This is a genomic window from Nonomuraea sp. NPDC049028, assembly GCF_043197735.1.
GTDB lineage: Bacteria > Actinomycetota > Actinomycetes > Streptosporangiales > Streptosporangiaceae > Nonomuraea.
Map to the genome: position 1 here is coordinate 292,690 of NZ_JBICTR010000012.1, position 25,685 is coordinate 318,374.

The 25,685-nt window shown below is 70.8% G+C and carries 24 protein-coding genes; 17 read left to right on the forward strand and 7 right to left on the reverse strand.

The window, feature by feature from the left end; genetic code table 11:
- The first annotated feature begins 92 nt into the window (after positions 1–92).
- Positions 93–1,580: a tRNA (N6-isopentenyl adenosine(37)-C2)-methylthiotransferase MiaB gene (gene miaB / locus ACGFJ2_RS42785; protein WP_393478271.1), complete on the forward strand. Its 1,488-nt coding sequence runs from the start codon at positions 93–95 to the stop codon at positions 1,578–1,580.
- A 168-nt stretch (positions 1,581–1,748) separates the two neighbouring features.
- Here the strand turns inward: miaB and ACGFJ2_RS42790 are convergent, their stop codons facing one another.
- Complete coding sequence (locus ACGFJ2_RS42790; RefSeq protein WP_393478273.1) at positions 1,749–2,420, reverse strand: hypothetical protein; 672 nt, start codon at positions 2,418–2,420, stop codon at positions 1,749–1,751.
- A gap of 183 nt (positions 2,421–2,603) precedes the next feature.
- Here ACGFJ2_RS42790 and ACGFJ2_RS42795 point away from each other — a divergent pair, with 183 nt between their 5' ends.
- A complete protein-coding gene (locus tag ACGFJ2_RS42795) occupies positions 2,604–3,161 on the forward strand; it encodes a hypothetical protein (RefSeq protein ID WP_393478276.1) in 558 nt (185 codons plus the stop codon).
- Positions 3,162–3,236: 75 nt separating this feature from the next.
- Positions 3,237–3,980 carry an isocitrate lyase/phosphoenolpyruvate mutase family protein gene (locus tag ACGFJ2_RS42800; protein ID WP_357947053.1) on the forward strand — a complete coding sequence of 248 codons (744 nt, stop codon included), beginning with the start codon at positions 3,237–3,239 and terminating at the stop codon, positions 3,978–3,980.
- A gap of 12 nt (positions 3,981–3,992) precedes the next feature.
- On the opposite strand, the gene ACGFJ2_RS42805 is transcribed toward ACGFJ2_RS42800, so the two are convergent.
- Positions 3,993–4,385 (reverse strand): VOC family protein, encoded by a 393-nt coding sequence (locus tag ACGFJ2_RS42805; protein ID WP_357947056.1) that lies wholly within the window; start codon positions 4,383–4,385, stop codon positions 3,993–3,995.
- A 63-nt stretch (positions 4,386–4,448) separates the two neighbouring features.
- On the opposite strand from ACGFJ2_RS42805, the gene ACGFJ2_RS42810 reads away from it, so the two are divergent.
- The gene (locus ACGFJ2_RS42810) at positions 4,449–4,874 is read left to right on the forward strand and encodes a MarR family winged helix-turn-helix transcriptional regulator (RefSeq protein WP_393478279.1); all 426 of its coding nucleotides are present in this window, start codon (positions 4,449–4,451) and stop codon (positions 4,872–4,874) included.
- 43 nt (positions 4,875–4,917) lie between these two features.
- Entirely contained in the window at positions 4,918–5,790 is an 873-nt protein-coding gene (locus tag ACGFJ2_RS42815; protein ID WP_393478281.1) for an LLM class flavin-dependent oxidoreductase, read from the forward strand.
- Between the two features lies 1 nt (position 5,791).
- Here the strand turns inward: ACGFJ2_RS42815 and ACGFJ2_RS42820 are convergent, their stop codons facing one another.
- Together ACGFJ2_RS42820 and ACGFJ2_RS42825 are read right to left on the reverse strand one after the other, a co-directional pair.
- Entirely contained in the window at positions 5,792–6,694 is a 903-nt protein-coding gene (locus tag ACGFJ2_RS42820; RefSeq protein WP_357947065.1) for a ribonuclease Z, read from the reverse strand.
- Positions 6,695–6,712: 18 nt separating this feature from the next.
- Entirely contained in the window at positions 6,713–7,615 is a 903-nt protein-coding gene (locus ACGFJ2_RS42825) for a class I SAM-dependent methyltransferase (RefSeq protein ID WP_357947067.1), read from the reverse strand.
- A 107-nt stretch (positions 7,616–7,722) separates the two neighbouring features.
- Here ACGFJ2_RS42825 and ACGFJ2_RS42830 point away from each other — a divergent pair, with 107 nt between their 5' ends.
- From ACGFJ2_RS42830 to ACGFJ2_RS42885, 12 genes are all read left to right on the forward strand, one after another.
- Complete coding sequence (locus ACGFJ2_RS42830) at positions 7,723–8,238, forward strand: methylated-DNA--[protein]-cysteine S-methyltransferase (protein ID WP_358535431.1); 516 nt, start codon at positions 7,723–7,725, stop codon at positions 8,236–8,238.
- 55 nt (positions 8,239–8,293) lie between these two features.
- On the forward strand, positions 8,294–9,199 hold the full coding sequence (miaA, locus tag ACGFJ2_RS42835) for a tRNA (adenosine(37)-N6)-dimethylallyltransferase MiaA (RefSeq protein ID WP_393478285.1): 906 nt from the start codon (positions 8,294–8,296) through the stop codon (positions 9,197–9,199).
- A 9-nt stretch (positions 9,200–9,208) separates the two neighbouring features.
- On the forward strand, positions 9,209–10,021 hold the full coding sequence (gene dapF, locus ACGFJ2_RS42840) for a diaminopimelate epimerase (RefSeq protein ID WP_393478287.1): 813 nt from the start codon (positions 9,209–9,211) through the stop codon (positions 10,019–10,021).
- 66 nt (positions 10,022–10,087) lie between these two features.
- Positions 10,088–10,843, forward strand: a complete 756-nt coding sequence (locus tag ACGFJ2_RS42845) for a hypothetical protein (protein ID WP_393478288.1) — start codon at positions 10,088–10,090, stop codon at positions 10,841–10,843.
- A 19-nt stretch (positions 10,844–10,862) separates the two neighbouring features.
- Positions 10,863–13,139, forward strand: coding sequence for a tetratricopeptide repeat protein (locus ACGFJ2_RS42850; protein ID WP_357947081.1), 2,277 nt, complete (start codon positions 10,863–10,865; stop codon positions 13,137–13,139).
- 44 nt (positions 13,140–13,183) lie between these two features.
- Complete coding sequence (locus ACGFJ2_RS42855) at positions 13,184–13,942, forward strand: glucose 1-dehydrogenase (protein WP_357947083.1); 759 nt, start codon at positions 13,184–13,186, stop codon at positions 13,940–13,942.
- Positions 13,943–14,134: 192 nt separating this feature from the next.
- Complete coding sequence (locus ACGFJ2_RS42860; protein WP_214638474.1) at positions 14,135–14,497, forward strand: phosphomannose isomerase type II C-terminal cupin domain; 363 nt, start codon at positions 14,135–14,137, stop codon at positions 14,495–14,497.
- A 320-nt stretch (positions 14,498–14,817) separates the two neighbouring features.
- Positions 14,818–17,340: an FAD-dependent oxidoreductase gene (locus ACGFJ2_RS42865; protein ID WP_393478292.1), complete on the forward strand. Its 2,523-nt coding sequence runs from the start codon at positions 14,818–14,820 to the stop codon at positions 17,338–17,340.
- Complete coding sequence (locus ACGFJ2_RS42870; RefSeq protein WP_357947089.1) at positions 17,337–18,539, forward strand: sarcosine oxidase subunit beta family protein; 1,203 nt, start codon at positions 17,337–17,339, stop codon at positions 18,537–18,539. The genes ACGFJ2_RS42865 and ACGFJ2_RS42870 overlap by 4 nt, the downstream gene beginning before the upstream one ends.
- Positions 18,539–18,787, forward strand: coding sequence for a sarcosine oxidase subunit delta (locus ACGFJ2_RS42875; RefSeq protein ID WP_393478295.1), 249 nt, complete (start codon positions 18,539–18,541; stop codon positions 18,785–18,787). The genes ACGFJ2_RS42870 and ACGFJ2_RS42875 overlap by 1 nt, the downstream gene beginning before the upstream one ends.
- Positions 18,784–22,005 carry a 2Fe-2S iron-sulfur cluster-binding protein gene (locus ACGFJ2_RS42880; protein ID WP_393478297.1) on the forward strand — a complete coding sequence of 1,074 codons (3,222 nt, stop codon included), beginning with the start codon at positions 18,784–18,786 and terminating at the stop codon, positions 22,003–22,005. The genes ACGFJ2_RS42875 and ACGFJ2_RS42880 overlap by 4 nt, the downstream gene beginning before the upstream one ends.
- A gap of 63 nt (positions 22,006–22,068) precedes the next feature.
- Positions 22,069–22,737: an HNH endonuclease family protein gene (locus ACGFJ2_RS42885; RefSeq protein ID WP_357947097.1), complete on the forward strand. Its 669-nt coding sequence runs from the start codon at positions 22,069–22,071 to the stop codon at positions 22,735–22,737.
- A gap of 1 nt (position 22,738) precedes the next feature.
- On the opposite strand, the gene ACGFJ2_RS42890 is transcribed toward ACGFJ2_RS42885, so the two are convergent.
- The 3 genes from ACGFJ2_RS42890 to ACGFJ2_RS42900 all read right to left on the reverse strand — a co-directional run bounded on the left by ACGFJ2_RS42890 (position 22,739) and on the right by ACGFJ2_RS42900 (position 25,669).
- On the reverse strand, positions 22,739–24,652 hold the full coding sequence (locus tag ACGFJ2_RS42890) for a hypothetical protein (RefSeq protein WP_393478300.1): 1,914 nt from the start codon (positions 24,650–24,652) through the stop codon (positions 22,739–22,741).
- A 62-nt stretch (positions 24,653–24,714) separates the two neighbouring features.
- Positions 24,715–24,927: a DUF2277 domain-containing protein gene (locus ACGFJ2_RS42895; RefSeq protein WP_225290696.1), complete on the reverse strand. Its 213-nt coding sequence runs from the start codon at positions 24,925–24,927 to the stop codon at positions 24,715–24,717.
- A gap of 4 nt (positions 24,928–24,931) precedes the next feature.
- Complete coding sequence (locus ACGFJ2_RS42900; RefSeq protein ID WP_393478303.1) at positions 24,932–25,669, reverse strand: IclR family transcriptional regulator; 738 nt, start codon at positions 25,667–25,669, stop codon at positions 24,932–24,934.
- Positions 25,670–25,685 lie beyond the last annotated feature (16 nt).

Consider the following 25,685-nt stretch of genomic DNA (forward strand, 5'->3'; position numbering starts at 1 on the left):
GCGGTACCGATCCGATCACATCATGCCATCAAGCTGGTGTTTTAGATCCTACGACCGCCGCAAGCCGGACAAGGACTACCCTTGGACGTGCGATGACTGTGACCCAGGAGAGCCCCCGCACCTATGAAGTGCGCACATACGGGTGCCAGATGAACGTGCACGACTCCGAACGCCTTTCCGGCCTGCTGGAGGACGCCGGCTACGTGGCCGCGGCCGAGGGCGATACCGCCGACGTCGTGGTGTTCAACACGTGCGCCGTACGCGAGAACGCCGACAACCGCCTCTACGGCAACCTCGGCCACCTGCGACCGGCCAAGGTGAGCAACCCCCGGATGCAGATCGCCGTGGGCGGCTGCCTGGCCCAGAAGGACCAGGGCGAGATCGTCCGTAAGGCGCCGTGGGTCGACGTGGTGTTCGGCACCCACAACATCGGGGCGCTGCCGGTGCTGCTGGAGCGGGCCCGCATCCAGGGTGAGGCGCAGGTCGAGCTCAAGGAGTCGCTCGAGGTCTTCCCCTCGACGCTGCCCACCAAGCGGGAGTCCGCCTACGCCGCCTGGGTCGCGATCTCGGTCGGGTGCAACAACACCTGCACGTTCTGCATCGTGCCGTCGCTGCGGGGCAAGGAGAAGGACCGGCGTCCCGGCGACGTTCTCGCCGAAGTCCAGACATTGGTGGATCAGGGCGTTCTCGAGGTCACGCTGCTCGGCCAGAACGTCAACACCTACGGCGTCGAGTTCGGCGACCGGCTGGCGTTCGGCAAGCTCCTGCGCGCCTGCGGTGGCATCGACGGGCTGGAGCGGGTCCGCTTCACCTCGCCGCACCCGGCCGCCTTCACCGACGACGTGATCGCCGCCATGGCCGAGACGCCCAACGTCATGCACCAGCTCCACATGCCGCTGCAGTCGGGCTCCTCGCGCCTGCTGAAGGCGATGCGCCGCTCCTACCGGGCCGAGCGCTACCTCGGCATCATCGAGCGGGTCCGCGCGGCCATGCCCGACGCGGCCATCTCCACCGACATCATCGTCGGCTTCCCCGGCGAGACGGAGGAGGACTTCCAGGCCACCCTCGACGTCGTACGCGAGAGCCGCTTCGCCAACGCCTTCACCTTCCAGTACTCCATCCGCCCCGGCACGCCCGCGGCCACCATGGACGACCAGATCCCCAAGGCGGTCGTCCAGGAGCGTTACGAGCGCCTGGTCGCCCTGCAGGAGGAGATCTCCTGGGCGGAGAACCGCAAGCAGGTGGGACGGACGCTGGAGGTCCTGGTCGCCGAGGGCGAGGGCCGCAAGGACGACGCCACGCGGCGGCTGTCCGGCCGCGCCGCCGACAACCGCCTGGTGCACTTCGCGGTCGGCGACCACACGCCGCGGCCGGGTGACATGGTCACGGTCGAGGTCACGTACGCGGCTCCGCACCACCTGGTGGCCGACGGGCCGGTTTCCGTCCGCCGTACCCGGGCGGGCGACGCCTGGGAGGCGCGGCAGGGCGCCCCGGCCCCGGCCAAGGGCGTCTCGCTCGGCATGCCCACCATCGGCCGCCCACCGTCGGTGCCCGCTGCTGGGGCGTGCTCGGCTTCCTAGGGCATCGGCTTCCCGGCACTGCGTCCCTGGGCGGTCCTCATCCGCCCCCCGAAGGGGGTGTCCCTCCAAAGGCCCCCAGCCACGACGGACCGTCACAGGGATCGAGACGGTCGTGTGCCGGACCGGTCCGTTGTGGCGAGGATATCTGTGAGGCCCTTCGGGGGAGAGTCATCGGCCAAGGAGTCGGTAGCAGTAGTCGCGGCGGAAGTCGAGGAAGGTCGCGCACGGGTCGGTTCCCAGGGGTACGGAAGGCGCCGGTCTTTGCGTGGACGCGCTTGTCCGGGGGGTCTGCGCGGTGGCCAGGGTCGGCTGGGTGGTGGTCACGGTCGCCGGTGCGGCCGGTTCGGGGCCCGTGGTCTTCGGCGGGGGCGGCACGGACCTGGGCGCCCGCGTCCTGCCCGCCGGGCCGCTCGGCGTGGCGCTGTCCCTTCGCGCGGGCGGTGGCAGCGCTTCACCTATTCCCGGGCTTGGCGAGGGCACGGGCCGCGGGCGCGCCTTGATCTGCTTGGGCGCCAGGTCCTTCTCGGGCGCGAGGTCTTTCTCGGGCGTCAGGCCATCCTCGGGCGTCAGACCCTCCTCTGGTGCCAGGCCGTTCTCAGGTGTCAGGCCCTTCTCCGGAGTCGGGCCGTTCTCCGGCGGCGGGCCGCCGTCCGCCGCCAGGCTGTCGGCCGGGGTCGCGTACGAGGGCCATGACGTCGGGAGCGGTGGACGACTCGCCGGCGTAATGCTTGATCCATGGGAAAGCCCGTTTTCCTGATCATTTTCCGGCGCCTTTTCCCGCTCGGGACTTTGCGATCCCATGAACGCCAGGAAAATACCGAGCGCGGCGATGACGATCACCCCGGCCACACCTGCCGCGGCTGCCAGGCGGTCACGACGACCTGGCCGAATGGCATGAAGTGGTGACAAGTCGTGATTCCTTTGTGATTGGTGCGCGAGCATTCCACTCCTGCGGCTAGTGTGGTCCATCACCCGCGGAAGCCGGCGAGCTTTCCCGATACGACCGCAGGGAGTCGCACCACCATGCAAGATCCGATGGAGCCGGATCGCCAGGAGATCCTCACCGGGCCGGGCGATATGCCGAGACCTGCCAGAAAAGCCAGGTCCACCGACAACAAGAAGACCGTCGTCATCGCCGCGTCGGCCCTCGTGGCCGTGCTCGCGGCGGGTGGCATCGGCTTCGCGCTGGCGGGCGGCCCCGCCCAGCCGACGACGCCGGCCGGTCAGGCGGGTCAGTCGAGCCAGGCCGCCACCGCCGACGAACTGCAGCAGGACGAAGAGGCGTCCATGGGCGACGCCAAGACGGACGCCCCCGACGCCGGCACCCCGTCCGACGTGGCCGACGAACCCTTGACCGACACGGGCGCCACCGACACGGGTAACACCGACAACACGGGTAAGGCGGGCAAGGGCCTCGACAAGGGGTCGGCGGGCACCGACTCGCGCACCACGCCTCCGACCCAGAACGGCAAGAAGCCCACGTCAGCGCCGACCAAACCGGCGCAGGAGTCCGCGGGCGAGAGCCCGGCGGACGGCCCGGCGGGCCAGGTCATCGGACAGTGCTCTAAGAGCGGCTGCTGACCGCGCCAAGTGGCTCGGCGGTTCCCCGGGGCATTGGCCCTTTGGTGGGAGGCGCTTCCTTCCTAGGCTGCCCGCATGACCACTGACAAGGCGGCTCTGCTGCGCGCTCTCCACGTGCCCGGCAACCCGCTGGTGCTGCCCAACGTCTGGGACGCGGCGTCCGCGCGAGCCGTACAGGAGGCCGGCTTCCCGGTGATCGCCACGGGAAGCGCGGCCGTCTCCCAGGTGCTGGGTTACGAGGACGGCGAGGGCACCCCCGTCGACGAGATGATGGCCGCCGTGGCCCGCATCACGCGCGTGGTGGACGTGCCCGTGACGGCGGACGTCGAGCGCGGCTACGGCCTGAAGCCGGCCGAGCTGGTCGAACGCCTGGTCGCGGCCGGTGCGGTGGGCTGCAACCTGGAGGACTCCGACCCCCGCACCGACGTGCTCGTCGACGTGGAGGCACAGGCCGAGTTCCTGGCCGGTGTGCGGGCCGCGGCCGGTCCGGCGCTGGTGATCAACGCCAGGGTCGACACCTATCTGCACGGCGACGGGACGCGGGCGGCGGCGGTGGCGCGGGCGCGGCGCTACCTGGAGGCCGGCGCCGACTGCGTCTACCCGATCGTCCTCGGCGACGCGGAGGAGATCCGGGCCGTGGTGAGCGAGGTCGGCGGCCCGGTGAACGTGCTGTTCCGGCCGGGCGTCCCGGATCTCGCCGAGCTGGCCGAGCTGGGGGTGGCCAGGGTCAGCTACGGGGGCGGGCTGCACCGGGCGACGTACGACTACGCTCGCGGGCTGATCCAGGCGATCGACGAGGGCCGCAGCCCGTACGAGTGACCGCGTCCCTGCTCAGTAGGACTGGAACTCCACCAGGTTGCCTTCCGGGTCACGGACGTGAGCGGCTCGCACGCCCCAGCCGGGCCGATCCGCGGGCTCGGTGACGGACCGGCCGCCATGGGCCAGGCAGACGGCGTAGGCCCGGTCGACGTCGGCCACCCGGCTGACGAGCATGACGCGATCCTGGGCGGCGGCGTCCACCGGCAGGGCACCCGCGACCTCGGGCATGAAGCCACGGTCGAGCATCGACAGCACCCCCTCAGAGCCCACGTCCCAGTGCGCGTAGGGACCGTCCGGGCCGCCCTTCATGAGGCTCGCCCCGAGCACCTCTGGCAGGACCGCGTCGTAGAAGGCGAAGCACTCCGCGAACGCCGAGACCAGCAGCCGAGGATGCAGCACGTCCATCCGGAAATCTCCTTAAATAGTGGGTGTAGACCTATTATTGGGGTTGACCCTACAATATTCAGGATGGAAGCGCTGCCGCCGAGCCTGCTCGGACTCACCATGTACCTGCTGTCGAAGACCGGGAAGGCGGCCAGAGGCCGGTTGGCCGCGCGGCTGGCGGCAGATGGGCTGCGCATGTGGCACATGGCCGTGCTGGCGGCGCTGGCGGATTTCGGGCCGCACGCCCAGCGCGACCTGTCGGCCAGGCTCGGCATCGACCCCAGCGACGTGGTCAAGGTCCTGGACGAGCTCTCGGCGCCCGGCTTCGTCGAGCGCGCTCGCGACCCCGGCGACCGCCGCAGGGTCACCGCCACCATCACCGCCCGGGGACGGCGCGAACTCACCCGCCTGACGCGGGAGGCGCGAGCCATCCAGGACGAGCTCCTCGCCCCTCTCGACGCCGCCGAGCGCGACCAGCTGCACGACCTGCTCACTCGGATCCTGGTCTAGCGGCTGTTGTCCGGTCCGGGTGCGGGCGGGTAGGAAAGATCTCATGACTGCTCTCGGTGCCGTGTTCCGGCCTCAGCTACCTCCCGAACGAATGCGCGGCGTGGCCCGTGCCGCGGAGGAGGCGGGGCTGGATGAGCTGTGGCTCTGGGAGGACTGCTTCTCCCAGAGCGGCATCGCCAGCGCGGCCGCGGCCCTGGCCTGGACCGAGCGGCTGCGCGTCGGCGTCGGACTGCTCCCGGTGCCCCTGCGGAACGTCGCCCTGACCGCCATGGAGGTGGCCACGCTCCACCGGCTGTTCCCGGGGCGGGTGGTTCTGGGTGTCGGGCACGGCGTACAGGAGTGGATGGCGCAGGCCGGCGCGCGGGTGGACTCGCCCGTGACCCTGCTGCGCGAGCACCTCGCGGCTCTGCGGGCGCTGCTGCGCGGTGAGCGGGTCACCGTGGAGGGCCGTTACGTGCGGCTCGACGACGTCGGCCTCGACTGGCCGCCGGAGACGGCGCCCCCGGTGCTCGCCGGGGCGATCGGGCCGCGCTCGCTGCGCCTGTCCGGCGAGGCCGCCGACGGGACCATTCTCGTCGCCGGGACTCCGCCCGACGAGGTACGGCGGGCCCGCGGGCTCATCGACGAGGGGCGGGCGGCGGCCGGGCGTAGCGACCGCCATGAGGTGATCGTCCACCTGCACGCGGCGACCGGGCCGGACGGAGCCGGACGGCTCAAGGCCGAACTCGAGCGCTGGGGCGACGCCGGCAAACCGGACTTCGGAGTCGCCGGGGACGCGGGCACGGTGGCCGAGGCCGTACAACGGCTGGCGGACGCCGGGGGTGACACCGTGGTGCTCCAGCCGACGGCGGACGAGCCCGACCTTGAGGGTTTCGTCCGGTTCGTGGCCGAAGAGGTGCGCCCGCTGGTCCCGTGACCTACGGGTGCCGTCGTCGGGGTACGGGGATCTTCATCAGGTCGCGGGCCAGGATGACCTCGCCGTCATAGCTACGCCGTACGTCGCTGAGGAAGGCGGGCTCGTCGGCGAAGCCGTAGCGTTCGGAGAAGTGGGTCAGCACCAGGCGGCGCACACCGGCGTCGGCGGCCACGAGACCGGCCTCGAACGCGGTGAGATGGCCATACTCCTTGGCCAGGGCGCTCTCGGCGGACAGGAACGTCGACTCGATCACCAGCAGGTCGGTGCCGGAGGCGAGTTCGAAGACGGCGTCGCACAGGCGGGTGTCCATGATGAAGGCGGCGCTCTGGCCCGGCTTGGGCACGCTGCACTGGTCGAGGGTGATGCCGCGTACGGACCCGGTGCGCTGGAGCTCGCTGATTTCCGGCCCGCGAATGCCGAAAGATGCCAGCTTGTCGGGCAGCATGCGGCGGCTGGCCGCCTCCTGGAGGCGGTAGCCGTAGGACTCGACGGGGTGGGACAGACGGCGGGCGGTCAGCGGGCCGATGGTGGCCTGCTCGCCGCTGACCGGCCGCTCCTCGATGACTGTGGTGTCGGCGAAGACGGCGGCATGCCGGAGCCGCTGCCAGTAGCCGGCGCCGGAGGCGGGGTAGACCGCTCGCACGGGATGCCGGACCTTGTCACGCGCGATGCGCTGCACCACACCGGGCACGCCCAGGCAGTGATCGCCGTGGAAGTGGGTCAGGCACAGCCAGTGGACGTCGTTGGCGCTGACCCCCGCGTGCACCATCTGCCGCTGCGTGCCCTCACCCGGGTCGAACAGGAACCCCTGGCCGTCCCAGCGCAGCAGGTAACCGTTGTGGTTGCGGTGGCGCGTGGGCACCGCGCTGGAGGTTCCCAGGATGACGAGTTCACGGGAGGACACGAGCGCGATGGTAGACCGTCAGCGCCGGGTGAGGCGTCTGCGGGTCCAGCGGACCGCGCGGTGGACGACGGGACCGACCAGGCTGATCTCCTTGGTGGCCGTCTTCAGCGCCTGGACAGTGGTGCGGGACTCGGCCGCGGTCTTCTTCAGGTCCGCCGCCGTACGCCGGAGCTCGGCGCTGAGCCGGCCCAGCTCGCTCAGCTCACCATCCGGTGCGGGCGGCTTCTTGCGCTGGTTGATGCGGACGAGTTCGCGTTCGCCGAGTATGTCCGTGGTGTGCCAGAGCTCGGGGGTGGCCGCCAGCCATGCGAGCAGGCGCCGCTGGACGGGGACGGGATCGCCCCATGTGGCGTACAACTTCTGTGAGCTGACGCAGATCGGCGACAGTCCGAGCCCGGCGACCGCCTCCCAGACCGCCAGCGCGACGCCCGGCGTGTGCTCGCTGCGGTAGTCGTCGAAGGCGGCGATCCCGTCACCCCGCAGCACCGTCCGCGCCGCCAGGACGTCCTCTTTGACGTGCGCGTAGAGGTGTGAGGCGTCGACGTGGACGAACCGGCAGGAGTCCGCCTTGACGTGGTTCAGGATCACCGAGGTCGGGCCGTGCACGATCTCCGGCAGGCTGTCGTGGACGCTCAGGTAGTTCTGCTCGAAGCGTTGCCGGGTGAGGGTGGAGTAGGAGCCGGTGGTCTCGGCCTCGTTCGCGGCGTCCGGCGCTTCCGACTCGAACAGATCGCAGACCGTGAACGTCTCGCCCGGCCGCAGGTGGTCGCCGATCAGAACCGCGCTCTTCCCGAGGTACGCTCCGAGCTCCAGAAGGTCGCCCGGCGCGTCGGCCGACAGAAACCAGCCGAAAAGGCGCTGGTCGGCGGGCCAGAACCAGCCGGGGATCCGATCGAGTGCGGTGGCGCTCGGTGCTGACATGCTGTGACGGTATCAACACGGATTCCCAGCCCTGAAGAGCCTTTGCCACATGGCCATCCCGGAGTCGCCTAGTGTTTATGCCGGGAGCAATTCCCCCAGGGGAGGACATGATGGGTACGGTCGCGTTCGCCGAGGTGCCGACGCCGGTAGGGCCGTTCGTGCTGGCGGTGACCGAGGTCGGCCTGGCCGCCACGGGATGGGGCTCCCGGACGCATCCGGGGGAGCGGCTCGCGGATCTGACCGAGGTGGACGACCCCGAGCGCACGGCCTTCGCCGTCGCCGAGCTGAACGCCTACTTCGCCGGTGACCTGCGTACGTTCGAGACTCCGATCGACTGGCGCCTGACCTCCGGGTCGCGGCGCCAGGTGCTCAAAACCCTGCACGGCATCCCGTACGGCACCGCCGTCACCTACGGCGAGCTGGCCGAGCGGAGCGGTTCGCGGGTGCCGGCCCGCGGCATCGGCTCGATCATGGGCTCGAACCCGATCCCGATCGTGGTGCCCTGCCACCGCGTCGTCGCGGGCAACGGGCTGGGCGGCTTCAGCGGCGGCGAGGGCGTGGAGACCAAGCGCTGGCTGCTGACCCACGAGGGATACCTGCAGCCGACGCTTCTCGATCTCTAGACGCTCGATCTCTAGTCGGTCTGTCCATACCTGCACAGTTGACACACTTGTCGGTGTGCGTCAGCAACCAGTCATCGCCGTCGTGGGCCCCACGGCCGCCGGAAAGTCCGATCTCGCCGTGGACCTCGCGCTCCGGCTCGGGGGCGAGTGCATCAACGCCGACTCGATGCAGCTCTATCGAGGGATGGACATAGGCACGGCGAAGCTTTCCCCGGCCGAACAGCGGGGGGTGCCGCACCACCTGCTCGACATCTGGGACGTCACCGAGACCGCCAGCGTGGCCGAGTACCAGAAGCTGGTCAGGCCGCTCATCGAGTCACTGGCCGCGCCCGTGCTGGTCGGCGGCAGCGGGCTCTACGTGCGCGCGGCCATCGACGACCTGGACTTCCCCGGCACCGACCCGGAGATCAGGGCCCGGCTGGAGGCCGAGCTGGCCGAACGCGGCCCGGCACCGCTGTACGAGCGGTTGCGCGAGGCCGATCCGGCCGCCGCGTCGGCGATCCTGCCGAGCAACGGCCGCCGCATCGTGCGCGCGCTGGAGGTGATCGAGCATTCGGGCCGCCCGTTCTCGGCCACCATGCCGTCGTTCGAGGCGCTCTACCCGAGCGTGCAGATCGGGCTGGAGGTGCCCAGGCCGGAGCTCGACGAGCGGATCGAGGTCCGGGTCGGGCGCATGTGGGCGGCGGGCCTGGTCGACGAGGTGCGGGCGCTGCTCGGGCAGGGCCTGACCGAGGGGCGTACGGCGAGCCGCGCGCTGGGATACGCCCAGGTGGCGCGCTTCCTCGACGGCGAGTGGACCGAGGAGCAGGCGTTCGCCGAGACAGTCCGGGCGACCAGGCGCTTCGCCCGCCGCCAGGAGTCGTGGTTCCGCCGCGACCCGCGGGTCCACTGGCTGCCCTACGACGCCCCTGACCTGCTGGAGCGGTCCCTGGCGCGGATCGCCGGCCAAGGCTCCGCATAAAATGGTCAAATGCGCTTCCTTAAGGGTCACGGCACCGAGAACGATTTCGTCATCCTCCCTGACCCCGAGGGCGAGCTCGACTTGTCCGCCGTGCTGGTCGCCAAGATCTGCGAACGGCGCGCCGGGATCGGCGCCGACGGCGTCCTGCGCGTGGTCCGCACCAAGCTGAGCCCCGAGGTGGCCGACCAGGCCGCCACGGCCGAATGGTTCATGGACTACCGCAACGCCGACGGCAGCATGGCCGAGATGTGCGGCAACGGCGCGCGCGTCTTCGCCCGCTACCTCGTCGAGACGGGGCTGGTCGGGGAGAGCGACTTCAGCGTGGCGACCAGGGGCGGCGTCAGGAAGATCCGCATCGAGGACAACGGCGACGTCACCGTCGACATGGGCAAGCCCGTCGTCCGCGGCCACAGCGTCACCACCGTCGCCGGTCACGAGTACGAAGGCGTCCACGTCGACATCGGCAACCCGCACCTGGCCTGCCCCATCGGCGACCCCGTCGTCCAGCTCGACCTGACCCACCAGCCCGGCTTCGACCCGGGGGTCTTCCCCAGCGGCGTCAACATCGAGCTGTTCAACGCGGTGGGCCCCAGCCGCGCGGTCATGCGCGTCTACGAGCGCGGCTCGGGCGAGACCCGCTCCTGCGGCACCGGCACGGTCGCCACCGCCGTCGCGGCGGCGCGCCTGAGCGGGGAGACCACCGGTAAGTGGACGATCGAGGTGCCCGGCGGCACCGTCGTCGTCACGCTCACCGAGGAGACCAGCTACCTGACCGGCCCCGCCGTGATCGTCGCGGGCGGGAACCTGATGCTTGCAGAATGATGTTCTCCTGAGGGATGCTGAGTCCACTTGCCGAACTGAGCTTTTGCGAGCGGAGGGAAGGTGGACATGGCGGACCCCAGAACCACGGCGGCGCGCGTCAAGGGCCCCATCGGCCAATACGGCGGCGGCTTCATGGTCTCCAGGGAGGCCAAGGCCCGCTGCGAGGAGTACGGCCTCGGCCCGCGTGAGTTCTACTTCCGCGGGCGCTGCGGGGTCCTCGGCGAGTGCGCGGCCGACGTCGTCACCTCCGTCGCGGTCTTCTTCCCCGCCGCCCACGTCGAGGAGAGCTGGTACGGCGGGCGCAAGCTGAGCGTCGAGCGGGCCGTCGAGGTCTACACCGACGTCTGCCACGAGTGGGGGCGGCGCAGGCTCGGCGACTACGACGGCTGCGCCAGGCTCGCCGAGCTGCTCGAACCGGTCGTCGCCCAGGCCCCGGCCGCCGGGGCGCCGCTGTTCGCCGGGTGGCGGGCCGTACCCCTGCCCGACGACGCGCCCGCGCGGGCCACGCAGCTCATGCACGTCGTACGGGAGTTGCGAGGGGGGCTGCACGCCAACGCGGTGATCGCGGCGGGCCTCGACCCGCTGGAGGCGATGCTGGCGGCCGACCACGACGGCACTCCTTTCGGACACTCCACGGGTGAGGTGATGGCGAGGTTCTTCACGTGGCCGGAGCCGTACCAGAAGCCGAGTCCCGCTGTCGTCGCGAAAAGGGTCGCGGTCGAAGAGGCGACCGATGATCTGCTGGCATCTGTATTTTCGGTACTCAACAATGACGAATCGGACGAGCTCATCGAGCTTCTGCGTTTTGGGCACGGTGATTGACCTGGCAGACTGACTGCTCATGGACGTGGACATCTGGGCCTGGGTCGGTGAAACCCAGCAGCAGCTTTCTGAGGCGGGCAACGTGGGGCTCGCCATGGCGCTGGGAGACCTGCCCGCACAGGCCTACGAGGGGCGATACCCCCAGCTAGACGTGATGGCTCCGGCCATCGCCCAGCAGGCGGAGGCCCTGGAGCTCCCGTGGCTCGAGTTCTACGCCCGCTACTGGCACCTGCTCGGCCGCGTGGGCGACCGTGCGCAGGGTGCCGTCGCGATCGGTGACGCCGAGCACCTGCTGTCGTTCGCTCAGCGCGAAGAGGTGCGTGACTGCCCGGCCACCCCGGCCGCGGTCGAGGCGCTCGCCCTGGCGTGGGCCAACGCCGACGGTCCGGGCTACGCCGGCGAGCGCCTGGAGACGCTCGACGCGGTCATCCAGGACCTGGAGCCGGCCAACCCCGCCTACACCGGGCTGGTGACGCAATACGTCGCCGCGCTCATCGACGCGGGCCGGGCCGGAGAGGCCGTCACCTACGCCGAGACCGCCGTCGAGCGGCTGCGCGCCGCCGACCGCGAGGCCAGCTGGGAGCTCGGCGCCGAGAGCGCCCGCGCGCTGCTGGCCGCCGGGCGCGGTGAGGACGCGCTGGCCGCGCTCCAGGCCGCGGCCGACTTCCAGGCCGACGACCCGGTGTCCAAGGAGCGCAACGACGGCGTACGCCGCGCGCTGATCCTGGCCACGCTGGGCCGCATCGCCGAGGCCGTCGACGCGCTGCCCGACCTCGACGTGGTCGGCGAGCACCCGCGCTCGTGGGTCGAGTGGACGCACGCCGTCGCCAAGCTGGCCGGCTCCTCGCAGATCACCAACACCTGGCAGCTGGGCCGCGTGCTGCGCCAGTGGATCGACTACTACGGCATGATGGGCGGCTACCGCGCCCGCTTCGAGCTCTCGCTGGTCGCGGGCGAGCTGGCCATCGGCAGGCAGAGCGTCTGGCAGGCGAAGTTGCTGGCCGACCTGGCCCAGTCGGCCGCCGCCGAGCTGCGCGACAGCACGGGCGTGGCCGAGCGGATCGCCGCCCTGCGCGCCGCCGCCGACGCGACGACCGAGCCGCCCGCGCCCTGCCCGGTCGAGGAGCGGGTCGCCTACTTCGACGCCGCCGACGGCCACAACGCCGACCCCGAGCGGTGGACCGGCTGGCTGGCCCCGAGGTCCGGCGAGGACCTGGAGACCACCCGCCGCCACACCACCACGCTCGGCTTCCTCGGCTACCCGGCGACGGGCGCCGACATCTACTGGAAGCTGCTGGTCGACTCCGGCGACATCGCCACCGCCGACGCCGACGACGTCTCCACGCTGACCACGCTGCTCATCGAGGCCCGCCAGGACGAGCGGCTGGAGCAGATGGCGGCGCTGCTGCCGCACGACACCCAATACCTCGCGATGGCCCGTCTCCACAGCGCCCGCGAGCGCTGGCCGGAGGCGCTGGAGGCGGCCGAGCACGCCGTGGCCGCCGGGGGCGGCATCGAGGCGCGCCGCCTGGTCGCCACCGCGGCCCAGCAGCTCGACGACAACGCCAAGGGCGCCAGGGCGCTGCTCGAAGTGATCGACGAGATCACCGAAGAGGACACCTGGCGCATGATCGTCATGGCCACCTCGAGCGAGGACTGGGACATCGTCCGCAAGGGCACGGCCAAGATCGGCATGCCGGTCAAGTCGACCGAAGGGCCGATCGAGGAGGAGATGGGCCTGATCCGGGTCATCCTCCCCGCGCCCGACGGCGGCCAGCGCCAGATCCTGTCCATCCGCACCGGCCCGGCCACCGCCCGGCTCGCCCTGCCGCAGCCGCGCGGCATGGACTACAACGCCGGCGACCTGGTCGTGTTCGACCCGCAGCTGCTGGAGCCGGTCCCCGACGACCCCGAAGAGCAGCAGAACTTCGTGCCGCCCTTCGCCGCGGTGCGCATCCTCCGCCCCGGCGGCTACACCAGCTACTTCTTCGACGGCGCCGCGCCGAGCGAGGAGGACTGGGCGGAGTTCACCGAGGTCATGGCCGAGCGCGGCTGGCCGATGTGGGTCTACAGCGACGAGAACTACATGGTCACCCACCCGACCGGTGGCGAGCCGCTGCCCGGCGTGTTCGGCTGGGTCGCGGTGCCGCCGGACGTGTCGGCGACCGAGGTCGACGCCCTGCTCGACGACGCCACCGAGCGCTGGTCGCACCCGCTGGCCTGGCTCGACCTGGCCAAGGAGGTCGACGTGGAGGTCGAGCGTCACGAGCGGATCGTCAAGGAATACGGTCTCTAGGATTCAGCACCGCGTCAACCTCGACAAGGATTACGGTCTCCAGGATGCTGCAACGCTTCAGCCTTGACGGGAAGGTCGCCATCGTCACCGGCGCGTCGTCGGGGCTGGGCGTGGCCTTCGCCCGCGGGCTGGCCGAGGCCGGGGCCGACATCGTGATCGGGGCCCGGCGGCAGGATCGGCTGGACGAGACGCGGCGGCTGGTCGAGGAGACCGGCCGCCGGTGCCTGGCCGTGCGGACCGACGTGGCCAAGGTCGAGGACTGCCAGGCGCTGGTCGACGCGGCCGTGGAGACCATGGGCGCGGTCGACGTGCTGATCAACAACGCCGGGGTCGGCACCGCCGTGCCGGCGCTGCGGGAGACGCCGGAGGAGTTCCGGCAGGTGGTCGACATCAACCTGCACGGCACGTACTGGATGGCGCAGGCGTGCGCACGGGTGATGCGGCCCGGCTCGTCGATCGTCAACATCGGCAGCATCCTGGCGGAGACGACGGCCGGGCTGCCGCAGGCCGCCTACAGCGCGTCGAAGGCGGCGGTGATCGGGCTGACCCGCGACCTGGCGCAGCAATGGACGGGGCGGCGGGGGATCCGGGTCAACTGCCTGGAGCCCGGGTTCTTCGCCTCGGAGATGACGGTGCAGTTCAAGCCCGAGTACATGGAGCGGATGGTCGCGCAGCGGGTGGTCATGGGCCGGGTGGGGGAGGCGGCGGAGCTGGTGGCCGCGGCGGTCTTCCTGGCGAGTGACGCGTCGTCGTACATCACGGGCGTCGTCCTGCCCGTCGACGGCGGCATCCTCATCACCTGACCAACTCGTCTGGCCGCGAGCCGGCCGGTTGCGTATCGCCGGGCTTGTGCGTCGTCTGGCTGCGAGTAGGTCGGTCGTGCGTCTCTGGGCTGTGCGTCGTCTGGCTGCGGCGCCGGACCGCGTACCGCCTGATCAGGGGATGCCTGGTAGTTTGAGCGCGGGTTTATGGCGTGATTTTTCCATGGAGGGGCGATGCAGGACATCGACAGGCTGGCGGCTGTTATCCGTGATGAGCGGCCGTGGGGTGGGTTCGAGCGGTTCACCCTCAACGAGGTGTCCACCGTTAAGATCATCGAGGTCTCGCCGGGGCAGCGGCTGAGCCTGCAGCGTCATGAGCACCGCTCCGAGCTGTGGGTGGCGCTCGACCCGGGGTGCGTGTTCGAGGTGGACGGGAAGCGCATCGAGCCCGCCGTGGGGGATCGGGTGCTGATCCAGCAGGGCCAGACGCACCGGCTCAGCTCGTCCGGGCCCGCGACGCGGATCCTCGAGATCGCCTTCGGTCACTTCGACGAGGACGACATCGAGCGCCTTGAGGACTCGTACGGGCGTTCGTAGCCGCCCGGCTCTCCCATCGTGAGGGGTCCCGCCTTTTCAGGCGGGATCCTCTTTTTTTTACGGCAGAGCACGGTGGGCCCCACCCCCGCACAGGGCCGGGGCCTGTCCAGGGACACGCTCCTCCGGTGGAGCGCGCTGGGCGCCGTGACGTGCGCGTTCTGGGCCTCGTCCGTGGTCCGGCTGAGAGCCGGTGGCGATTCGGTATGCCCCTCCCCGGGCGACATGTGACCTTGCCGGGGCCTTGTCCGAGGCTGCGGCGGGCTCTATGTTCGTTGCGTAGTCCGGTGCTTGTTGCGTATTAGGGAACAACCGGAGGGCGCATGGTGAGCCGGCCTCGTTTGGTGATCATTGGAGCCGGCATCGTGGGCTGTGCCCTGGCCGACGAGCTCACCGGGCGGGGGTGGACCGATGTCACCGTCGTCGATCAGGGGCCCTTGTTCGCCGCCGGTGGGTCGAGCTCGCATGCTCCCGGACTCGTGTTCCAGACGAACCCATCCAAGACCATGACCGAGTTCGCCTCCTATACCGTGCGCAAGTACAGCGAACTGGCCCTCGCCGGGCGGGCCTGCTTCGACCAGGTCGGCGGCCTGGAAGTGGCCACCACCGAGGAGCGGTGGACGGACCTGCACCGCAAGCAGGGATGGGCCGAGTCCTGGGGCGTCGAGGGGCGGCTGGTCGACGCCGACCAGTGCGTGGAGCTCTGGCCGCTGCTCGACAGGGGCAAGGTGCTGGGCGGCTTCCACGTCCCCACCGATGGGCTGGCCGCGGCCGTGAGCTGCGGTGAGGCGCAGGCGCGGCGGGCGGTCGAGCGGGGCGCCAGGTTCCTTCCGCACCACACGGTCGTGGGCGTCGAGCAGGGGGGCGGCCGGGTGACCGGCGTCGCCGTCGAGGTCCGGCGGCCGGAGTCGCGCGAGGTCGAGTATCGGGTGCTGGCCGCCGAGGTGGTCGTGTGCGCCGCCGGGTTCTGGGGGCCGGCGATCGGGCGGCTGGCGGGGCTGACCGTGCCGCTGCTGCCGCTGGCCCACCAGTACGCCAAGGCGCGGACGCCGGGCGTGCCGGACGGGCCCATCCTGCGGCACCAGGATCGCGACCTGTACTTCCGCGGCCACGGCGACCGTATCGGGATCGGCTCCTACGCGCACCGGCCGATGCCGGTCCGGCAGGACGAGATCGGGCCCAAGGGCACGGTGATGCCCTCGGTGCAGGCGTTCACCGAGGAGGACTTCGATCCCGCGTGGCGGGACGCGGTCGAGTTGCTGCCGGCGCTCAAGGAGTCCACGTACGAGGACGGCATCAACGGGATCTTCTCCTTCACCCCCGACGGGTTCCCGCTGATCGGCGAGGCGCCGCACCTGGACGGGTTCTGGCTGGCCGAGGCCGTCTGGGTCACCCACTCGGCGGGCGTGGCCAGGGCGGTGGCAGAGCTGCTCGTCGACGGGCGGTCCAGCTTCGACCTGCATGAATGCGAGCTGAGCCGGTTCGAGCCGGTGCAGCTGTCGCCCGCGTTCGTCGAAGAGCGCGGTAAGCAGAACTTCGTCGAGGTCTACGACGTCATCCACCCGCTCCAGCCGATGGAGTCGCCGCGGCCGATGCGGACCAGCCCGTTCTATGTCAGGCAGCTCGAGCTGGGCGGCTACTTCCTGGAGGCGGCCGGTTGGGAGCGTCCGCACTGGTTCGAGGCGAATCTGCCGCTGCTGGAGGACCTGGTGCTGAGGCACCACAGCCAGGCGGCCGAGCAGCCAGAAGCCGAGCAGCCAGAAGCCGAGCAGCCAGAAGCCGAGTTGCCCGAAGAGGCGCGCGGCATGGCGGTCGAGCGACTGCTCGGCGTGGCCCAGCGGGACCAGTGGGCCAGCCGCTACTGGTCGCCGGTCGCCGCCGCGGAGTCGTACGCGACCCGGGAGAACGTGGCGCTGTACGACATGACCTCGCTCAAGCGGATCGAGGTCGGCGGCCCTGGCTCGGTGGCGTTCCTGCAGTACCTGACCACGAACAACGTCGACAAGAAGCCCGGCTCGGTCACCTACTCGCTGCTCCTGGACGCGAGCGGCGGTGTGCGCTCCGATCTCACGGTGGCGCGGCTGGCGGAGGACCGGTTCCAGATCGGCGCCAACGGCAACCTCGACCTCGACTGGCTGACCCGCCACGCCCCCGGCGGCGTGTACGTCCGGGACATCACGCCCGGCACCTGCTGCGTCGGCGTGTGGGGGCCGCAGACCAGGGAGCTCCTTCAGCCCCTCACGGACATGGACCTGTCCCATGAGGGCTTCCGCTACTTCAGCCTCAAGACCGGATACGTCGGGCACGTCCCGGTGACCGCGATGCGCGTCTCCTACGTCGGCGAGCTCGGCTGGGAGCTCTACACCAGCGCCGACCTGGGCCTCAAGCTCTGGGACACACTCTGGGCGACGGGCCTGCCGATCGCCGGGGGCCGGGCCGCGTTCAACAGCCTCCGGCTGGAGAAGGGCTATCGGCTCTGGGGCGTCGACATGACCCCGGAGCACAGCCCGTACGAGGCGGGGCTGGCCTTCGCCGTCAAGGACGGCAAGGACTTCCTCGGCCGGGACGCGCTGTCCACCGAGCTCACCCGCAAGCTGGTCCCGCTGCTCAGCGCGGAGGTCGTGATGGGCAAGGAGCCGGTACGGCACGCGGGCCGCACGGTCGGTTACGTGACGAGCGCCGCCTACGGGCACACGATCCAGCGGCCGATCGCGTACGCCTGGCTGCCGATCGAGCTGACCACCCCCGGGACGCATGTCGAGATTTCGTATTTCGGGCGGCGAGTCCCGGCCGAAGTCGCCACCGAGCCCCTGTTCGACCCCAAGATGGAGAAGATCAGAAGGTGACCCACCCGGACTTTCTCTGGCGCAACCCCGACCCCGGGCCCGCCTATGACGTGGTCATCGTCGGCGGCGGCGGGCACGGCCTGGCCACCGCCTACTACCTGGCCAAGAACCACGGGATCACGAACGTCGCCGTACTGGAGAAGGGCTGGCTGGCCGGCGGCAACATGGCGCGCAACACCACGATCATCCGCTCCAACTACCTGTGGGACGAGAGCGCCGCCATCTACGAGCACTCGCTCAAGCTGTGGGAGGGCCTCAGCCAGGAGCTGGACTACGACCTGCAGTTCAGCCAGCGCGGCGTGCTCAACCTGGCGCACAACCTGGGCGACGTGCGTGAGGGCAGGCGGCGGGTCAACGCCAACCGGCTCAACGGCGTCGACGCCGAGTGGCTGGACGCCGACGAGGTCAAGAAATTCTGCCCGGTCATCAACGTCTCCGAGCGCGCCCGCTACCCCGTCATGGGCGCCACGCTGCAACGGCGGGGCGGCATCGCCAAGCACGACCACGTCGCCTGGGCCCTGGCCCGCAAGGCCGACGCCTATGGCATCGACCTGATCCAGGGCTGTGAGGTCACCGGCTTCGAGATCACCGGGAACCGGGCGGTGGCCGTACAGACCTCCCGGGGGCGGATCGCGGCCGGGAAGATCGCGCTCGCGTCCGCCGGGCACACCTCGGTGCTCGCGGCCGAGGCCGGGATCCGGCTGCCGCTCCAGTCGCATCCCCTGCAGGCGCTGGTGTCGGAGCTGCTGGAACCGGTGCTCGACTGCGTGGTGATGTCGAACGCCGTGCACGTCTACGTGAGCCAGGCGCACAAAGGCGAGCTGGTCATGGGCGCGGGCATCGACTCCTACAACTCCTACGGTCAGCGGGGCGCCTTCCACGTCATCGAGGCGCAGATGGCGGCGGCCTTGGAGCTGTTCCCGATCTTCAGCCGGGTGCGGGTGCTGCGAACCTGGGCCGGCATCGTGGACGTCTCGCCCGACGCCTCGCCGATCATCGGGCGTACCCCGGTGGACGGGCTGTTCGTCAACGCGGGCTGGGGCACCGGCGGCTTCAAGGCCACGCCGGGCTCCGGGTGGGTGTACGCGCACACGATCGCGCACGGTGAGCCGCATCCGCTCGCCGAGCCGTTCGCGCTGGAGCGGTTCACCACCGGGGCGCTCATCGACGAGCACGGCGCGGCGGCGGTGGCGCACTGATGCTGCTCATCGACTGCCCCCACTGCGGGCCCCGCGACGAGAACGAGTTCCGCTACGGCGGGCAGGCCGGCATCGCCTACCCCGAGACGCCCGCCACCGTCACGGACGCGGAGTGGGCCGAGTACGTGTTCCGGCGGGACAACCCCAAGGGCTGGTTCGACGAGCGCTGGTTCCACGTGCATGGCTGCCGGACCTGGTTCACGCTCCGGCGGCACACCGTCACCCACGAATTCTGGAAGGCCCCATGAACCGTCTGGACAGGGGCGGTCTGGTGGACCGCTCCGTCGTGCTGTCGTTCAGCTTCGACGGTCGCCGCATGGAGGGGCATCCCGGCGACACGCTCGCCTCCGCGCTGCTGGCCAACGGCGTGCGCGTGGTCGGCCACAGCGTCGAGCTGGGCCGCCCGCGCGGCGTCTTCTCCGCCGGCCCCGAGGAGCCGAACGCCCTGGTCCGCGTGGGTGCCGACCCGATGCTGGCGGCCACTACCGTGGAGTTGTACGAGGGACTGGCGGCGTGGAGCCTGCGCGGCAAGGGCCGGGTGAACCCGCACGCGACCGATGATCGCCGCCGCGACAAGGGCTACCTGCACTGTGACGTCCTGGTGGTCGGCGGCGGCCCCGCCGGGCTGGCCGCCGCGCTCAGCGCCGGGGTGGCGGGCGCCCGGGTGATCCTCGTCGACGACCAGCCCCGGCTTGGCGGCGACCTGCTCAACAGCCGGGTCCGCCTGGACGGCGCCCGCGCGCTCGACTGGGTGGCCCTGGTACGGGCCCGGCTGGCGTCCATGCCCGACGTCCGGGTGCTCACCAGGACCACGGCGATCGGCTACTACGACCACAACTACGTGGTGGCCGTCGAGCGCCGCCCCCGGGGTGAGCGGCTGTGGCATCTGCGCGCTGCCCAGGTCGTCCTGGCGACCGGCGCGCAGGAGCGCTCGATCGCCTTCCCCGGCAACGACCGGCCCGGCGTGATGCTCGCCTCGGCCGCCCGTACCTACGTCAACCGGTATGGCGTACGGCCCGGCCGCCGGGCGGTCGTCTTCGCCTGTACGGACTCGGGTTACGAGGCGGCCCGCGACCTGCGGGCGGCCGGGGTCGAGATCGCCGCCATCATCGACCCGCGCCCACAAGCCGGTGCCGAAGCGCTCGCCGGGCAGGTCGTCACGGGGACCGTGGCGGATGCCGACGGGTTGCTCACCGAGGTCCTGGTCGGCGACCGGCGCTTCGAGGCCGACCTGCTGGCCGTCGCCGGCGGCTGGAACCCGGTCGTCCACTTGTTCAGCCAGTCGCAGGGCCGGACCGTGTTCGACGAGGAGGCGCAGGCGTTCGTGCCCGGCGTCTCCGCTCAGGCCGAACGCTCCGCCGGTGCCTGCCGGGGCCGTTACGGCACCGCTGAGGCCATCCAGGACGGCTACGCGGCGGGCTGCCAGGCGGCCCGGCCGACGGGCAAGAGGCAGGGAGGCGGCTTCCGCGTACCGGAGACCGACGAGCTCCCCCTGCGGCCCCCGGCGGCGCTCTGGGCGGTGGACCCGCAGTCGACCGACGCATTCGCCGATCTGCAGCGAGATGTCACCGTGGCCGATCTCGCCAGGGCCGCGGGGACCGGCATGCGGTCCGTGGAGCACGTCAAGCGCTACACCACCGCCGGAACCGGCGCCGACCAGGGCAAGACGTCGGGCGCCGTGGTGGCGGGGGTGATGTCCGCGCTGCTCGGTGCCGCTCCCGGACAGGTGGGTACGACCACGTTCCGCCCGCCGTACACACCTGTGTCCTTCGCCACGCTCGCCGGACGTGACCGGGGCGCGCTCTCCGACCCGATCAGGACGACCGCGCCACACGCCTCGCACGTCGCGTGGGGCGCCGTGTTCGAGGACGTCGGGCAGTGGAAGCGGCCCCGCTACTTCCCGCTCGACGGCGAGACGATGGAGCAGGCGGTGCTGCGCGAGTGCCGGGCGGCCCGTACGGCTGTCGCCGCCATGGACGCCTCCACACTCGGGAAGATCGACGTCAGGGGCGCCGACGCGGGGGAGTTCCTCGACCGGATCTACACGAACATGTACTCCACGCTGCGCGTTGGCTCGTGCCGCTATGGGGTGATGTGCACCGCCGACGGGATGGTGTTCGACGACGGTACGACCACGCGGCTGGCCGATGACCACTATCTGATGACCACGACCACCGGCAACGCGGCGGCCGTGCTCGACTGGCTGGAGGAGTGGCGGCAGACCGAGTGGCCGGGGCTCGAGGTGTCGTTCACGTCCGTGACGGACCACTGGGCAACGGTCGCGGTGGTGGGACCCAAGGCGCGGGAGATCATCGGACTGATCGCGCCGGGGGCCGAGGAGCTGGCGTTCATGACGTACGCGGCCACGAGCGTGCTGGGCGTCGACGGGCGGGTGTTCAGGATCAGCTTCTCCGGCGAACTGGCCTACGAGGTCAACGTGCCCTGGTGGTACGGCAGGTCGCTCTGGGAGAGCGTGCTGGACCTGGGCGCGGTGCCGTACGGGACCGAGACCATGCACGTGCTGCGGGCCGAGAAGGGGTTCGCCATCGTCGGCCAGGAGACCGACGGCACGGTCACCCCGCAGGACCTCGGCATGTCGTGGCTGGTGTCGAAGCGCAAGCCCGACTTCGTGGGCAAGCGCTCGCACGCGCGGCCCGACACCGCCCGCGACGGGCGCAAGCGGCTGGTGGGGCTGCTCAGCGATGATCCGGCCGCGTTCGTGGCGGAGGGCGCCCAGCTCGTGGGCCAGACTGGGCCGATGCTGGGGCATGTGACGTCCAGCTACCTGAGCGCGGCGCTCGGGCGGAGCTTCAGCCTCGCCATGGTCCGTGACGTGGCCGTCGGCGACCGGCTGTCGGCGGTGTCGGGAGAGGCGGCCGTGCCCGTGACGGTGGTCGAGCCGGTCTTCTACGATCCCGGCAACACCCGGCGCGACGGTGATCCGGCTGCGCGGGCGGTCGCCGGGCGAGTGGCGGACTGCCGCAAGGAGAGCCCGGCGGCGGCCTTCACCGACCGCTTCGAGGCCGCCGGTTCCGAGCGGGTACGCCTGCGCGAGGTGCCCTTCGTGCGGATGTGGGAGGTTCGCGGGGCTGATCCGGGAGTGGGGCTGCGGCTGGGACCCGACTGGTGGCTCGTGACAGAGGACGCCGAAGAGCAGCCCGGGAGGGTGGACGCGTCGGGGGGTGCGGAGGAGCGGCCCGGGTGGGTGGATGTGTCGGGGCAGCGGACCGTGCTGGAGCTCACGGGGCCGGGCGCGCTGGACGTCCTGATCACCGGCTGCCCGATCGACCTGCACCCGGCGGTGTTCCCGGGGCACGCCCAGACGCTGCTGGGCAAGGCGGCCGTCCTGCTCGAACGGTTCTCCGATCCGGAAGGTCCGGAAGGGGAGGGCGGCTACCGGATCTACGTGCGTTCGTCCTACGCCTCTTACCTCGCCGAATGGTTGCTTGACGCACTTGAGGGATAAATAGGCGCTTAGGGGTAATTGCTCTACCTAGACTTTACGAAAACTTGAGTCTGGGGGTGGAGCGTGCGGCTTCGGGTGGGTTTGGCCGGTTTGGCCACAGTGGGATTGCTCGCGGGATGCGGGCAACTGGATGCGCAGACACCTAAAGCCGACACGGGCAAGGCTTCGTCGGCCGACGTCGGGGACGCCCGCAAGAAGCTGGCCAAGCTCGCCGTCAAAGGACGCGCGCCGCGTACCGGCTTCGAGCGCGAGAAGTTCGGCCCGGCCTGGGCGGACGTCGACCACAACGGCTGCGACACGCGTAACGACATTCTGAAGCGCGACCTGAAGGACGAGACGTTCAAGTCGGGCACGCACGACTGCATCGTCCTCACCGGCGTGCTGGACGACCCCTACAGCGGCAAGACCATCACGTTCAAGCGCGGCCAGGACACCAGCACCGCCGTGCAGATCGACCACCTGATCCCGCTGTCGGACGCCTGGCAGAAGGGCGCGCAGCAGTGGACGGCGGACAAGCGCAAGGAGTTCGCCAACGACCCGATGAACCTGATGGCCGTGGACGGGCCGCTCAACGGCCAGAAGAGCGACTCCGACGCCGCGACCTGGCTGCCGCCGCGCAAGGCCTACCGCTGCACCTACATCGCCAAGCAGATCGACGTGAAAGCGAAGTACGACCTGTGGCTTACCACCGGTGAGAAGGACGCGATGACCGGCATTCTCGACTCTTGCTGAGTCAGGTCTCCGCGCTGAGCGCAGCCTTAGTGAGCTCGGCCTGCCGTCTGATCTGTCCCATGACGATGGGGTTGACGCCCTTGGCCTGGAACAGCGCGACCATCTTGTCCATCACCGCGTTCGCCCGATCGAGGTCGCCCTGCCGGGCTTCGGCCCTGGCCAGGCGGCGCAGCACCATGTTCAGGGTGATGTTGTCGACGCTGGCGTCACGGGCCACCGCGGTGAGCTGCTCGATGCCCTGCTTGAGGTCCGGCGGCCGGACCCGTACCTGCTTGGCGGCGGTGATCGCCTTGAACTCCCGCTCGGCGTTGAGCCCCTTGACCATCCGGGCGTAGACGGCCAGCGGGTGGCCGCCGTACCTGTCGATCACCTCGTCCAGCGCCCGGTTGCCCGAGCTCAGCGTCGGCGAGTCGGAGCCGAGCAGCGAGAACAGCTTGCCCTGCTCGTCGCCGAGCATCAGCTCGGCCACCCGGTGGTCGTCCGCGCCGACCGGGTAGCGCACCTTGATCAGGCAGGCGGGGGAGACGATGCGGGATCCGTCGGCGGCGATGTACTGGCCGCGCACCTGGTACTCGCCGGGCTGCTGGAAGTAGTGCCCGTCGCGGCCGTGCCCGATGTAGGCGCTCCGGTACATGGCCGGGTTGCCCGAGTCGAGCCGGATGTCGGGTGAGGTGTCGACGCAGTGCCGCATCATCGGCCGGTAGAGCACGGTCCTGCCGGTCGGCTGGGTGATGGTGACCTGGGTGAACTCGGTGTCGGGGTGGAGGTGGCCGTGCGTGGTGCGCGGCTCCCCGGCCGTGGACAGCTTCAGCTCCACCACGACGGGCTCGCCGAAGCCGAACGACTCCTTGGCCCGCAGTTCGAGCCGCAGCCCTGACTGGTCCACGACCGGCTGCTCGAAGGGCGCGATGTCGGCGGCGCCGGTGCCGAAGGCGTTCGCGCCCATGGCCACATCCCGGTAGAAACCATGGCGAAGGTGGACGAGCTCGGGGTCGGTGAACTGGAAGGGGAAGGCGGCCCAGTAGCCCTGCTCGCCGCCGGGTTGGTAGTTCTGGACATAGTTCATCCAGGACAGGTCGCCGAAGCCGCCGTTCGGGCCGAGCGGCTGGGGTGGGTTGCCCAGGTTCTTCTGCCACGAGTGCAGCAGGTTGAAGGCGTGGCCGAGCTCGTGCACGTACGTGCGCAGCTGCGCGCGCTGCGCCTGCGGGGTCCGGCCTTTGATCGCGTCGTAGAAGACCGCGGACCCCTGCCGCTGATGCGCGTCGTCGTAGTCGAACATGATGCCCCGGTAGCCGCCCACGTGCTTGCTGGCCACCAGCAGCCACACCCGCCAGGCCGGTACGTCCCCGAACGCGCTGAACTGCTGCGTCATCGCGTGATGCAGCTCGGCGTCGTCCCACGCCAGGTCCGCGCCCGACCCGTCGACCGGGATCACCCCGGGCGGGTTGACGGTCAGGCGGATCCCCGCCTCGTCGTAGGCGGCGGCCACGCTCAGCTCCCTCGCCGGCGAGCCGGTCGGGCCGGGCAGGGTCCCGGTGTGGTACTTCTCGAACGGTTCGGTGCCCGCCACCGAGTCCTGCTCCAGAAGCACGGTCCGGAAGTGGCGGCCGGAGAACGTCAGCTGATAGGTCTGACCGGCGACCTGGGCGGTGCCCACGGTGCCGCTGATCGCGACCGTCACGTCCTTGGCCGGGGTGTCGAACGAGAAGGTCCCGCGCCCGGCGATCTTCGTCCCCGCGCCCTCGGCCACCGCCGCCGCCGTGTTCACCACGAACGAGCCGGCGTAGGACGTGGTCGCGCCGGCCGTGGTGAACAGGTCCCCGCTCACCCGCCCGGTGGGCCGCGCCCCGTCCACGTCCACCCGGAGTTCGAGGCGCGAGTCTCCGTCCGTACCCTGATACAGCCCACTGATCACGGGGTGCCCCCTGGCGAGATGGATGCGGTTACAGGGGAGACTTCTCCCACCAGGGGATCGTGTCAACGCCCTCCGCGCACCTGTAGCGCCGCGAGCAACTCCTCCGACGCCTTGGTGATCGTCTCGACCGCCCGGTCGAACGCCTCCGCGTTGTGCGCGGCGGGTGCGCGGAACCCGGAGATCTTGCGTACGTACTGGAGCGCCGCCGCCCGTACGTCGTCTTCCGTCACGTCCTCGGTGTACGGCGGGCGCAGGGTCTTGATGCTTCTACACATGCCGTCAACGGTAATAGCCGATGCGCTGGCTTATCTCCCTCGCGCCCTCGGCCAGGAGCGCCCCGACTTCGGGCAGCCGCTCGGGCGTGAGCCGGTAGGACGGCCCCGAGACGCTCACCGCGGCCACGACCGAGCCGTCGCTGCCCCTGATCGGCGCGGCCACCGCGTTCAGGCCCACCTCCAGCTCCTCCACCGTGGTGGCCCAGCCGCGCTCCCTGATCTCGGCCAGCCCCAGCCGCCCGGCCTCGGTGAGCGTCGAGGGCGTGTAACGGGCCGGCTCGGCGGGCAGCCGCAGCGCCCCGAACGCCAGCAGCACCTTGCCGCTGGAGGTGGCGTGCGAGGGGGTGCGCTGGCCCACCCAGTTGTGCCCGCTGATCGCGGCGGGGCCGCGGACCTGGCTGATGTTCACCGCGTCGCCGTCCTGGGGCACCGCGATGTTGACGGTCTCGCCGACGGCCTCGGCCAGGCGCAGGCACACCGGGCGGCTCTCCTTCGACAGGTCCAGCTGCGCGGTGGCCGCGCCCGCCAGCCGTACGACGCCGAATCCCAGGCGGTAGCGGCCGCGGTCACCGCTCTGCTCCACCAGCCCGCCCTGCTCCAGCGCGGCCAGCAGCCGGAAGGCCGTGGACTTGTGCACATCGAGCTGGACGGCGAGGTCCGTCACCCGCGTCGCGCCCTCGCGCGCCAGGATCTCCAGGATGGCGATGGCCCGATCGACCGACTGAACGGACGTGTTGCTCATAGCGCAACAGACTAAT